Origin of the sequence: Desulfobacter curvatus DSM 3379, assembly GCF_000373985.1 — a bacterium.
Lineage (GTDB): Bacteria > Desulfobacterota > Desulfobacteria > Desulfobacterales > Desulfobacteraceae > Desulfobacter > Desulfobacter curvatus.
Window position 1 is genome coordinate 15,214 of the sequence record NZ_KB893098.1, and the last position, 13,801, is coordinate 29,014.

The 13,801-nt window shown below is 36.1% G+C and carries 8 protein-coding genes; 4 read left to right on the forward strand and 4 right to left on the reverse strand.

Annotation, left to right across the window (positions count from 1 at the left end):
• Positions 1 to 60: 60 nt before the first annotated feature.
• The 3 genes from B147_RS30660 to B147_RS30670 form a co-directional block, all read right to left on the reverse strand.
• On the reverse strand, positions 61 to 1,167 hold the full coding sequence (locus tag B147_RS30660) for a glycosyltransferase family 32 protein (RefSeq protein WP_020589358.1): 1,107 nt from the start codon (positions 1,165 to 1,167) through the stop codon (positions 61 to 63).
• A gap of 25 nt (positions 1,168 to 1,192) precedes the next feature.
• Positions 1,193 to 2,575, reverse strand: coding sequence for a glycosyltransferase family 2 protein (locus B147_RS30665; protein ID WP_020589359.1), 1,383 nt, complete (start codon positions 2,573 to 2,575; stop codon positions 1,193 to 1,195).
• A 166-nt stretch (positions 2,576 to 2,741) separates the two neighbouring features.
• On the reverse strand, positions 2,742 to 4,109 hold the full coding sequence (locus B147_RS30670; protein WP_020589360.1) for a glycosyltransferase family 2 protein: 1,368 nt from the start codon (positions 4,107 to 4,109) through the stop codon (positions 2,742 to 2,744).
• A gap of 350 nt (positions 4,110 to 4,459) precedes the next feature.
• On the opposite strand from B147_RS30670, the gene B147_RS0121955 reads away from it, so the two are divergent.
• Genes B147_RS0121955 through B147_RS29250 form a run of 4 tightly spaced genes read left to right on the forward strand, consistent with a single transcriptional unit; the run spans position 4,460 to position 12,570 of the window.
• On the forward strand, positions 4,460 to 7,066 hold the full coding sequence (locus B147_RS0121955) for an NHL repeat-containing protein (protein WP_157237994.1): 2,607 nt from the start codon (positions 4,460 to 4,462) through the stop codon (positions 7,064 to 7,066).
• Positions 7,063 to 9,318 carry an adenylyltransferase/cytidyltransferase family protein gene (locus tag B147_RS32560; RefSeq protein ID WP_020589362.1) on the forward strand — a complete coding sequence of 752 codons (2,256 nt, stop codon included), beginning with the start codon at positions 7,063 to 7,065 and terminating at the stop codon, positions 9,316 to 9,318. Before B147_RS0121955 ends, B147_RS32560 begins: the two co-directional genes overlap by 4 nt.
• Before the next feature lie 4 nt (positions 9,319 to 9,322).
• Complete coding sequence (glf, locus tag B147_RS31930) at positions 9,323 to 11,767, forward strand: UDP-galactopyranose mutase (protein WP_020589363.1); 2,445 nt, start codon at positions 9,323 to 9,325, stop codon at positions 11,765 to 11,767.
• A 5-nt stretch (positions 11,768 to 11,772) separates the two neighbouring features.
• Complete coding sequence (locus B147_RS29250; RefSeq protein ID WP_020589364.1) at positions 11,773 to 12,570, forward strand: glycerophosphodiester phosphodiesterase family protein; 798 nt, start codon at positions 11,773 to 11,775, stop codon at positions 12,568 to 12,570.
• Between the two features lie 72 nt (positions 12,571 to 12,642).
• Here the strand turns inward: B147_RS29250 and B147_RS29255 are convergent, their stop codons facing one another.
• The gene (locus tag B147_RS29255) at positions 12,643 to 13,629 is read right to left on the reverse strand and encodes a PD-(D/E)XK nuclease domain-containing protein (RefSeq protein WP_020589365.1); all 987 of its coding nucleotides are present in this window, start codon (positions 13,627 to 13,629) and stop codon (positions 12,643 to 12,645) included.
• Positions 13,630 to 13,801: the final 172 nt, after the last annotated feature.

The following is a 13,801-nucleotide window of genomic DNA, read 5'->3' on the forward strand; positions in this document are numbered from 1 at the left end:
TTACAGACTTCCGTTTTTTAATTCCAAGTCAAAATAGACAATTCTGACGACTTCAGCATATTATGCTCTTCTTTTAATGCTATTCAATACGTCCCAGTCCTTTTTTATGCGTTGTGTGTCTTCTTCCTGAGCCCATGACCCCTCATGTAAATGCATCATAAATGTATCTTCAGTGATTTGCTGTTTCCCGGTTCTTGGATTAAATCCAGATAATACTTTTTCTGGATAAATAGTTATATCTCCAATTCTTTGATACTTACCATTATTAATATATCCTAAATTATTAAAATATTTTTTTGTAAAATAAGGAGATACTAATTGCTTATTTATAATTCCTTCAAACGAAAACTTAATAGCGTCATATGCTTTATACAGGTCTAAAAATACAGGCATCTTTTTAATGGCCCCAAAACCTGAGCCTAAATTAATTTTTTTTGATATTTCTATACCCATAAACGCTTTTTGATATAATAAATCATCTAAATTTCTAACTACCGTTACATCAGTATCCAGATAAATCCCTCCATGATTATATATAATATCTGGTCTTGCTACATCAGCAACAAAGGCCCATTGCTTATTTTCATATGCTTTTCTCATGAATTCATTCTTGCTTATATCATAATTATCTTCTGACCATTCTATGATGTCATAATCTGGGCAATGCGTTTTCCATGATTCTATGCAACTCAAGTTAAGTCTTGTCTTTTCCCCTCTACCAAACCAGCAATAATGTATTATTTTAGGAATTATCGGAGTATCTGTTATTCTTAATGTATCAGGCAGGTTTTCAGTATAATAACTATTATCACTATTTGATAATATCAAACCATAATAATAGCATTCTTTGTCATTAAAAATTTTGTAATTATTTACCTGAGCTATTATCTCTCTGAAGTATGTTGTTGTGATTATATATTCATAATGTAGATATTTTTCATCGGTTACAAAAGTCTCCATGCTTATAACCCTAATCTTATGATTATGAATTTCAACGTATGTATCATTCAAATCCTTATTATTATCAACAACCGCATCAATATAATTCAGTATCCCCTTACCTTCAAAGGCATCAACAAAATTTCTGAAAGCTTTTCCTGCTCCAAAACAAACGATTTTTTTATCTTTATCAATGATATCTTTGTAGCTTTTATCAACTAATTTCACACCACGCCATCCTTTCTGCAACTGGTTAAATATCCGTCGCTTTTAAAACTTCTGAATTAATAGAAAGAATATTCTCAAATCCATTTGAGTATAGAGTTTTATAAATATCAACTTGATACTTATCACTTACCGCAATTAAAATTAGCACGTCTTTTTTATAATTAGTATATTCTTTAATCTCACAAACCCTTTTCCCGCCAATTTCTTTGGGAGCCCCGCCGTATTTAGTAACGGCATAACCAATTATTTTAGTATCCATATTTTCGCTGATCATTTTGTTTCTCACACGCTCAGCTATTTTAGCAGCTCCATATATAACTATTTGTTGATATTTATTAATTATTGACAAAATGCCATTTTTGTAGGCAAGCATATTTAATTTTAGAGCTAAAGGAGATGACAATGATAAATTGTCATTATCACCTGTATTTGTTGTGGCTTGAAAGAATACGTCACAATCATCCAATATCATACATAACTCTTTTTTTTGCTTAGCATTTAAGAATTCATAGATATCCTTATTCCATTGACGACAAAATTCAACTTCTTTCGCAAGGTCATCTTGCATTTTTAATAAGAAAGCATATCTATATGCTATAGATAATCTATTATAATTCCATTTATATGCCATATATTTTTTTGCTAATAAAATTGTTGCCAACTCTACTCTTTTATTTTTTTCAAATTTAACATCTAAAAATCTTGCTATTTCTTCAAATTCATCACATATACAAAATATTTTAGTACTTGAATGAACAGAAGAATCCACATTATTTATCCTATAGTTCAAGAATGCTTCATTTTTTATATATAGACTGGTTGCACATGCACGAGCTTTGAATACAAATGAAGTATCTTGGTACGACGCTCCAGGTGTTTCATTAAAAAGTAGGTTGTTTTTTTCTAAAAAATCTTTTTTATATATAGATGTCCAGATATACGGCCACAAAAGTATTTCTTTCTCTTCTAATGGATGAATAATCCTCCCATATACTGAATCAGAAAATATTTTTAAATACTTTTTATCTTCAATTTCGTCTGTTCTAAATAAATAACAATCCGATCCCACCGCATCCAGATTTTTTTCATGCGCAATACCATATAGAGCCTCGAACATATCCTTCGAAGCAAAATCATCGCTTTCAACAATGCCAATATACTCTCCTGTTGCCGCAGATAGTCCAACATTCATTGTATGTCCATATCCACTATTTTCTTTGTTAATTAGTTTTATTCGTTTATCCCTTTTAGAGAACATTTTGACAATTTGGGCTGAATTATCCGTAGAACCATCATTAATGCATATGATTTCAATGTCTTCTAAAGTTTGAGTGACAACACTTTGTATACATTCTTTCAAATAGGCTTCTGCATTATATATCGGTATTAAGATTGAAACCTTAACCATTATATATCCTTTCTATTAATCACCTTTTCTCTCAATTTTTTGCCATATATTTTTGCATCGAAAATCGGTATTTGCTACCAGTTCCACGGATAAAGTATGCACTTAGACTTAGGAAGCGGATGCGGGGAATCCTTTCGTCCAAATCTGCGGGGCCCCGGGTGAGTGATCACCCTGCTTTACCCGGAGATAACTTATTAGAACAAGCAATTGGATCTGAGGAAAATCGATAGACATATATTTTTTCCCTGTCAATATTTAAAGAGGTCAGTTGGTTAATCATCTCCACGCTTTTGGTCCGATTCGCTATTATGAAAATTGCATCCGGATACGCCGTAGCTGCATTCGCAGGAGCAATAATCTGTTTTCCCATCCTACTTCCACCCCATTTGCTCCGATCATTGTCACAAAAGCAAACTGTATTGTGGTTTCCATTGCACATCAAATAATAGCACGTACATTCTCCTACCTTCCCACAACCAAAAATCACTATTTGCTTATAGTCCTGCATCAGCGAAAGAAAACTGTAATGCAGTGCCAATTCAGCTCTTGCCGTGTATCTCATTGTTTCTTGGAATAATCTTTCATTTTCCAGTAACATTTCTATTTCAATCCATTTATCAATAGAAAAATCTTGGTCGTTTAGCAATCCGCGCTCATTGTTTTCAATTAACAGCTTGCGAAACAGTTGCACAAGCTTATTACCATAATCATTCTGAGCCAGATAATAGCCTTTTATCGATCTTATACAACACATGGCAATTTCCCAGCTTACGGATCTTAACAGTCTGGTGTTACAAGGGAAACGAGCATTTGCCCAATCCATTATAAACTGGCTTTCCTGTAAATCATATTGAAGTGCTTTGGGGCTATGCATTGAAGACGTTTCATTATCGCGTCTGTAATGGTAAAATGCCGAAGGAATATAAACTCCATTCTTTGCTGTAAAAGCCACTTGATATCTAAAACCCGCATCCTGATATGCTGCGCCGGACGTTTCATTTAGGCGGATATGATTATTTTCAACAAAATCGCGTCGGTAAATACCATTCCACATGAACGTATCGATTGGCACAGTGTGATTAACATAATCTGTACAGCTTACAAAATGATATCCGGAGCTATTAAATATCTTATGCTGCAGAGTAAGCCGCCCGTATTGCGGATCATCAGTAAATACAAAAAAATTCGATTTAACATAATCGTAATTTTTCTCTATTGCAGTTTCATACAACACCTGAAACATACTAGATTCAATATAGTCGTCTGTCTCAACAATACCGAGATATTCCCCTTTTGCCAAATCAAATCCCAAATTCATCTGGTACCCATAACTCTTTTTATCAGAGTTTATAAGCCTTACCCTGCTATCCTTTATTGAGTATTCTTGTAATATTTCAAGCGTGCCGTCTGTCGATCCCGCATCCACACATACGATTTCAATCTCCTTGAGTGTTTGCGAAATCACACTATCCATACATTCACGAATATACGGCGCAACATTAAGAGACGGCATAACAACCGTAACTTTTGGCATAAGCCGGTCACCTCATTTGTTTGATTCGTTTTTTATATTAGTTCTGTTTTCTTCAGCAAATTACATATAGCATTCCAAGCTTCGAGGCTCAATGCCTCAAGGAATTTTTTATCTATGCCTTGCGGCATGGACAATTTGTGATTTCGCTTCAATACATGTTTTTAAAATCAGTTTAGACCAGATGTGTGTTTTGAGGCTTTTTGTACGGTTTTAAAGAGCTTTCCGCGAAGCGGTTTTGTTCAACAAATCCTTTTACCTCAGAAAAATTCGGATTTATTTTTATATCTTGTTAGTGTAAAAAATTTTAAGTATAGGTATACTCAAAACACATACACATGCGAAAAAACAGCATGATTTTGTTTCTACCATCACTGCGAAAAATTAAGGGCATGGAAATAATGCAAAAACAATTTGAAGATAAGCTTATGGAATTATTAAGTTCATTGTTTAGCTCAATGAAAGAATCTCATGCACAGCTACCAACACTATGTAAGAATGAAAGTTTAGGGGAGCTTCAAGACTGTCAGAAGGCTGCAATTGCAATTGGGAATACTATCGAAGAGAAAATCGGCAAAAACAATGATATTGTACCGATTTTAGGGGAGTATTGTGAAAAGCTGTTTGTAATTTCTCAAGCAGAAGCAATAAATACTCATGATCGTGACACATTAAATGGTATTATTGTTAATGTAGAAAAATTATTAAATAAAGTTCAGTATATTTATAATGTTGTTTTTTTTCCATACAAAGCATCAATGTGGGACAGCCTTGAGAGTATATGGAAGGCGTGTAAGAAAGATCCTGCGTGTGTTTGCCATGTTGTTCCTGTTCCGTATTATGAATATGACAGTACTACAAAGGAGTGGGCGTATTGTTATGATGGCGCAGACTTTGATCCTGATGTACAAGTTGTTGATTATAAAAAGTATTCAATTAAAAATGAAATGCCTGATGTCGCATATACACATAATCCTTACGATAAATTTAATAGAGTAACAAGTATTCATCCTGATTACTATTCGGACAATTTAAAAAAATTCGTTAAAAAATTAGTGTATGTTCCTTACTATCTTACCTCTGGATTCTTTTCCGAAGGGCATCTTGAATTACCTGTGTATAAAAATATGGATTTTATGGTAGTTCAATCCAAAACAATAAAAAAATATTTTAAAAATTCAGAGTATTACGACAAAATACTGCCCTTGGGTTCTCCTAAGATTGACAAAGTAATTAACCTTATCAAGGATGGCGTTGCCATCCCGGAGTCGTGGAGACTATCGCTTAAAAATCAAAAAAGTCTCATGCTGAATACTAGCTTGGGTGAGATTTTAAAAAGTGGAAATGAGTACCTATCCAAGATAAAAACAGTATTTGAAATAGTTAAAAAAAGAAATGATATTAATATAATTTGGAGACCGCACCCTTTACTTGAAGCAACAATTAAATCTATGAGACCTGGTTTATGGGAAACTTTATTGGAATTAAAAACTATTTTTATTGAATCAGCAATAGGTGTTATTGATCAAAACCCTGATCTGGCAAAAACAATAGCGATTTCTGATGGATATATTGGTGAAGACAGCTCAGCTTCGTCTGTGAGTAATTTGTTTGCTCTGGCTGGAAAGCCTGTTTATATACTGGACAACTTGGTGACCAGGCGTTTTTCCATTGAAGAAAAAGGTGTTTTAAGTATTATAGATGCATACATAAAAGAAGACGAGATGCTATTCACAGCAAGGTTATATAACGGATTGTTCAAAATGAATTTATCAACAAAAAATGTTGAATTCGTTGGACGCCTCCCAAACCAGCCAAAGTGGAACAACGTATATTCTTATATAACTTCCGTTGAAGACGATTTGTATTTTACACCGCTTCTTGCAACAAAACCTGCTAAATATCAGAGGGATACATCCGAATTTGCTGAGTTGGAATCAGTTGCGTCAAATCAAAGTATGTTCATGCGAAAAGTAGCGTCATTTAAAGGCAAGGTTTTTTATTTGCCAATAAAAGGAGATGCAATTATCGAGTATAATACCAGGAACAAAAGATGGCGTTATCATTCGAAAAGTATTGTAGAACTAAGCAGGACGTTTCTGAATGTAGGATCAAAAACCTGGTCATGTGGTGTTGATGAAAAGGAAAAGATGCTCTGGATCACGGCTGAATATACAAATTGTGTTTTAGCCTTTAAAATGACAAACGGAGCCCATAAAATTTATAGAATCGGCAGGGAGGCAAGTGGATACACCGGTATTTGTGTGTCTGGAAATAATGTCTGGCTATCTGAAGTAAAAACAGGCGCAATTTGTAAATGGAACAGGAAAAATAAAAAATTCAACCGGTTCGAGCTGCCAAAAGATGTAAAGTGCTGGTTGAATTTTGCACAGAATGGAATCATACACGGGGAGCTTGTAGAGACTAAACAATATATTGTCGCAGTTCCCGGGCTTACCGATTCAATGATACGCATTAATAAAAAGACTGGCCATCTTGATACAATTGCAAAAGAGTTTTGGCATGATGCAATTAGCCTTAGAAATGGGTATAGTCCTAAATTTAATGGAACAGCATCTTTTGGAAAATTGTTTGATAAGGACAAAATAATAGCACAGCGAATGAATGATGGTTTGGCGGCGGTTATTGACGTTGAAAATGACATTATAGAGCCGTTTCAAGTAAGACTTTCTGATGAGGAGCTAAAAAAAATAACTGAGGGAGAAAGCGGATTTGAACGAGTTGCAGACAATTTAGGTTTTGCAAAAAGGGAAAGCAGGTTGTTCCCGCTCGAAGATTTTCTTACAGATATAGTAACTGATAATTTTACAGGTGTTGTTGAAGAGCAAATGCGCGCTGTTAAAGATGTCGCGGAAAATCTGGATGGATCATGTGGGCAAAAAGTCCATGAACATATTATGAAAATTCTTAGGGAACCCCAAGGGGTGACAAAGATATGAATGTGGATGACATTATAAAAGATTTCCCTAAAGGCCTGCTAAATTGGTACCCGTTTAAAACAGATAGCTCAATACTTCAAATCATTGATAAGCCGGATAGCTTAACTGATTTACTGAAGACAATGTCTTCGTCTGTGACGGTCATGACTTTAGAGGATGTGGCCGTACTAAATAGTGCTTTTGCTAAAAAATTTGATTATATTGTAACTGTAAATATGATTGAAAGAGCTTTGGAGCCCGCAAAATTATTAGATACACTTGCGTTTGGTTTAGCCAGTGGCGGGCGGCTTCTATTAGGTGCGGATAACAGACTGGGCCTTAAGTATTTTTGTGGCGACCGCGATCCATTTACAAACCAAAGCTTTGATGGCATTGAAAAATACAGAAAAATAAACAAATCAGATTTAATCCGATGTGGTGGACGAAATTACAGCAGATTTGAGCTGGCCCAAATGTTAGATAAGGCTGGTTTGCAAAATAGACATTTTCTATCTGTTTTTCCAAACTTATCAATGCCGCAGATTATTTGCTCAGAAAATTTCCTGCCCAATGAAGACCTCGGAATACGAATTTTTCCAAGGTATCATCATCCGGATTCAGTATTCCTGGAAGAACAGTTTTTGTACACTGACTTGATTAGAAATGGACTTTTTCATCAAATGGCAAACAGCTTTTTAATCGAGTGCACAAAAGGCGAAGGGTTAAACAAAATAGACTATGTTACTGTTTCAATGGATCGCGGAAAAGAACATGCGATGGCAACTGTTATTCAAGGGGAGGATGTTGTAAAAAAACCTTTGTATCCCCAAGGATTGAAAAAACTTGAAAACATAATGCGCAATGCTGATTTACTTGAAAAGCGCGGCCTTAACATAGTTAAAGGCAAAGTATCTGAAAATGCCTACACATCAAAGTATGTTCAAGGTGAGGTCGCTATGAATTACTTAAGGCGTTTGGCGCGAACTGACGCAGATGAGTTTAACGCAAAGTTGGACATGTTTGTTGATGAGATATTAAAATCATCTATTCAAATTGAACCAAAAGATAATTGGAAAAACATTTCAGGTCCGATTTTTAATGAAGGCTTTCTTGATCTTGTGCCTCTAAACAGTTTCTATGTTAATGGAAAATTTATTTTCTTTGATCAGGAGTTTTGTGAGCATGGTTATCCTGCTAAAGCAATAATTTTCAGATCAATTGTGATTATCTTCATGGGTAATTTTGAACAGGAATCTTTGGTTAAAAAATCGCACTTATGGAACAAGTACGGTCTTGAAAAAGATATAGAGGTCTGGAGAAGGTTGGAGATTGAGTTTATACGGGTTTTAAGAAACACAACTGAACTTAGGCAATATATAGATAATTATCAGATTAAAACTGATATCGTAATGATGAATCGACGGCGAGTAAACTATAGCGATGCTGAGTACAGAACCCTGTTTGTTGATTTTTTGAGGGATGCAACAGATAAGAAGCTGATTTTGTTTGGATCAGGGAATTATGCATTGCGTTTTCTGGCTCTGAATAAAGGCCAATATGAAATTCATTGTATAGTGGATAATAACCCAACAAAATGGGGCACCGGAATTGAGGGGATTCCAGTACGAAATCCAAATATTTTAAAAGATCTGTCAACCAGTGACTTTAAAGTTGTAATTTGTGTAAAGCGGTATATGGCTATTGCCAGGCAGCTTTTTGATATGGATATAAACACATATGGTATTTACGATCCAAATGTTGCATATACAAGACCATTTACATATACAAACCTGGAAAAGCCTGTTGAGGAGGGAGTTAAGAAAAAATATAAAATCGGGTATGTAGCAGGCGTATTTGATTTATTCCATGTGGGCCATTTAAATATCCTGAAAAGAGCAAAAGAACAGTGTGAGCATCTTATAGTTGGTGTTGTTTCAGATGAAGGGGTTATAACGTATAAGAAAACCACGCCGTTTATTCCTTTTGATGAACGACTTGAAATTGTTCAATCTTGTCAATATGTTGATCAGGCAGTTCAGATCCCTTTTAAATTCAATGGTACAACCCATGCATATGAGATGTATCGATTTGATTGTCAGTTTTCCGGCAGTGATTATGAGAATGATCCAAGCTGGCTTGCAGCTAAGGCTTTCCTACAAAGAAATGGTTCTGATCTGGTCTTTTTCCCTTATACCAAAAAAACCAGTTCGTCTATGCTGAAAAAGGCCATAAAGCAAGCTTTAAGGCATAGTGACATAATAGAAGGCAGTTAACGTTATGTATGATTACCTTATAGTGGGCACCGGGATTTTTGGTGCTACATTTGCGTATGAAGCTCAAAAAAGAGGTAAATCATGCCTTGTTATTGATAGAAGGGATCATATTGGCGGGAATATATATTGTGAAAACATTGAAGGAATTAATGTTCACAAGTACGGGGCTCATATATTCCATACAAGCAACAAAGATATTTGGGATTATGTGAATCAATTCACTGAGTTTAATCGATTTACAAATATGCCGGTAGCCAATTATCAGGGGCAGATATTCAATTTGCCTTTTAATATGAATACCTTTAATAAACTTTGGGGTGTTGTTACGCCGCAGCAGGCCAAAGACAAAATTGCCGGGCAACGAAAGGCTGCAGGTATTTTAGAGCCGAAAAATCTTGAAGAACAGGCGATATCTTTAGTAGGCACAGACATATATAAAAAATTAATAAAAGGCTATACAGAAAAGCAATGGGGACGAAAATGCTCGGAACTGCCAGCTTTTATCATACAAAGATTACCTGTAAGGTATACATATGATAATAATTATTTTAATGATACGTATCAAGGCATTCCAATAGAGGGTTACAACGCAATCATTGAAAAGATGTTAAAAGGTCTGGAAGTTCGACTGAACACAGATTTCTTTTCAGATCGTAAAAGATTGTCTTCCCTTGCCCGCAAAATTGTCTTTACAGGCATGATTGATGAGTTTTATGAGTTCAGATTCGGACATTTGGAATATAGAAGTTTGAAATTTGAACACGAAATATTAGACATTGAAAATTATCAGGGGAACGCTGTCGTGAATTATACTGACAGCAAAACACCCTTTACGAGAATTATCGAACATAAACATTTTGAATTTGGAAATCAGGAGAAAACCGTCATAACCAGAGAATTCCCAAGTGAATGGGAAACCGGGAATGAGCCATATTATCCAATCAATAATCAAAAAAACAATGATCTGTTTGACAAGTATGGATTTTTAGCTTCAAAAGAAAAAAATGTTATCTTTGGAGGACGTTTGGCAGATTATAAGTATTATGACATGCACCATGTCATTGCTTATGCACTTGAAACCGTTCAAAAAGAATTTAACAAATCGTCATGGAGAGGATCGGTTCAAAAGAGTGGATCAGTTAAAAAAACGCGGCTGGAACGTGTTAGAGAGTATTATGCCCAAAACTATGTCGGAAGTGAACATGATATAGCGTTGTACCAGCGGCATATCAGTCTTAAACGCCATCTGCTGGATATTTTAAATACAGTACAACGCATTTGTGAAAAGAATAATGTCTCTTTTTACCCGCTTTATGGCACCATGCTTGGTGCAGTTCGTCATAAAGGATTTATCCCTTGGGATGTTGATGTAGATATTGCAATGATGCGAAATGATTATGACCGGTTTATGGCAATTATCAAAGAGAGTCTTGAAGCGCCTTATACTTTTGTAGATTTGTCTAAATTTGAAAAAGGCTATCTTGGGAATCATAATCGAATCGTTAACAGCAAAAGTACAGTCATGAGCCTGAACCACGATTGGGGCAAAGGGCTTGATGAAGGTGCTCATATCGATATTATCCCACTTGATGCAACGTATTTATCTGAAAATCTGAATGTGAAGAAAACCAAAAAGATACGACACATTCAGCATTTAATCAGATGCAGGATTTATACTTATGAAGAGGTTAAAAATCATTATTCCTTATCAGAGTACAAAAACTATAGATATGAATCCGAAGGTCAAGATATAGGGATGCTTCATCATCAACTATCTGAAATTGCAAAACAGGGCGATAAAGGCTCTGTTTTAGTGGGGAATTTTGTTACGAATAAGATGCAGGATGTTTTTGATTCGTTCAGAAAATCGGATTTGAAAAATAGTATTGAAATGCCGTTTGAGAATATGAAGCTCCAGGTCCCGGCCGATTATGATCAGATTCTTCGGGCAAAATATGGTAGCAGATACATGGAATATCCGCCGATTTGTAAACGTGTGGCATCAAATCAATATTTTTATGATATGAGTAAACCTTATGCGTTTTATCAAAAGAAATTTTTTGATTTGTTTAAAAATTTAAATGGCGCCAGGATTGTTTTGTTTGGTTCAGGCCACATGGCACTTGATTACTTGATCGAAAATGGTAGCCGGTATCGTCCGGTCTGCATTGTGGATAACGATAAACGCAAATGGGGACTTAAATTATATGAACTTGAGTATCTGGATGAACAACGAGCTAATACCCAAAAAAGATGTATTCAGGATAGATGCAGTAAAACCCTCTCGTTAAAGATTGAATCTCCTGAGTATTTAAAACAGAATGCAGCAGATGAGATAAGGGTCATCATCACCAGTTCTTTTTTTCGAGAAATCGGAAAACAACTGGAGGAAATCAGTATAGATTATTATATCTATGTGGATGACAAAGAAAATTTAGCAGAAAGTTAGACGCAGTGACAGAACCAAACCTTCCAAAAATCTGGGCACACCGCGGCGCAAGTGCCCACGCCCCTGAAAATACAATAGAAGCCTATCAAAAAGCGATTGAGCTAGGTTCTGACGGCATAGAGCTTGATGTTCAACTTTCTAAAGATGGTAAGCTCGTTGTCATACATGATGAGCAAATTGACCGCACAAGCAACGGAAGCGGCCTTGTAAAAGACCTGTATTTAGAGGAACTGTGGACATTTAATTACAATAACAAAAATACAGTCTATAAACACTGCAGACTGCCACTGCTTGAGGAAGTCCTTGAACTTGTAAAACATACGGATCTCGAATTAAATATTGAGCTTAAAACCGGCGTTATTCAATATTTGGGAATTGAACAGAAAATTGATCAAATGCTCCGTAAATACAATATGGTGGATCAAGTAATCATATCCTCATTTAATCATTATTCATTGGGGCGAATGCGTAAATGTAATAAAGCAATAAGAATGGGTGTCTTAATTAGAGATGCTATAATGAATCCATTTGAATATGTTAAACACCTTGACGCAAACGCTCTTCATCCGTCAATTCAAGTTTATAGACTTTTGTTTGATGAAGGCCTGTTAAGTAAGGAAATGGCGGAAAAATCAGAAATCTTTGATATTGATATAAATGTCTGGGGCCTTAGGAATTCAGATATTAAAACATTTAAATCAAGTCATGCACACGCTATAATTTTAGACGCACCAGACGCAGCAAAAAAGACCTTACTGAGTAACAAAGGTATGGAACGGTCTCATCAGATATTGCACCCTTAAGGCGTCAATCATCCACCCCTGGGTGGTTCAAAATTAGGCCATGTAGATAATTGTCGGATTAATACCGAAACTTCATACCAGGTTGAAGAAACGAAACCCCCTGTTTCCCGCAATATAGATAAGGTAGGTCTTGATATCAAAATGGGGAAAAAGCTGCAAGGCATCTTTCTTATATCCAAGCACCTGGGCTGCATCCTGTTTGTGAGGCGCCTTTAGGGATAAAATTTTGTCTGCGTCTTTTGCAGGGACATACTTGAATTCGATAATGGTTTTGGTGTCTTTAAGTTTCGTATGGTATTTGCCCGTCATCTCCCAGTCGCTTCTGCCTGACGGATAATTCACCTCCATGGAGAATGTGAAATCCCAGGAATGATACCGCACACAAAGTTCATAGAACGTGCAACGGATAAAGTTTTCATTGATCTTATCCCACGCCTGCGCCGGAAACATACCAAGATAAGCGCTGTAATAGCCAGCAAAGAGTTTTTCAAGGTCCCCGTCTTTGGCAAATTGTTCAAACATCCGGGTGTATCCCCTGGACACCTCAAATTTGTTGAGCTCATTGTAGTAGTCAACAAATATTTCGCGAAGTGTGTTGTTGGGCAGGGTCATGGTGTAGCGGGATTTGACGGTTACCATGCCAAGGTAAAACAGCGAAACAGGGTAGTAGTCCTTTTTAAAAAAATTGCGCATGTTAAATTTGGATACAAGTTGTTTAAGATCGTATTCCAGTTCATTATGAAAAACCAGGGCGTCCATCATTGCATCGGTGTTTTCCTTGACCGTGGTCAACCTTTCTATCCAGGTGACATCTGTTTTAAGATTGTCATCAATAAGCTCTCTGGGTATTTCGCCGTTACTTAACATGAAGTTTTTCAGAAAATAAGTGACGATAGTGGAATTATACAAGGATTCTTCAGAATCAGGCAGAAAACAATAGCCGTCATAGTGGTTTTTCATGATCGCCATGATTTCCGGCATACGGGACGGGTCCAACCCGCAGGAGTTAAAGACACGCCCAAGATAGGCTCGGGTTTCCGCATGGGTAAATCCCAGCATGTTCACAAGTCGTTTTTCCAGGGTAACAATTTCGCCAATGTTAAACCCTGAGGTAAGGTCGTCAATGGTGATGGGCTATTCTGCGACAATTATCTTGTCCGGTTGACGACAATTACCTTGACCGGTTTGTCGTGATAAAACCCCAGACACTAAAATTCACTTAATTGGAGGT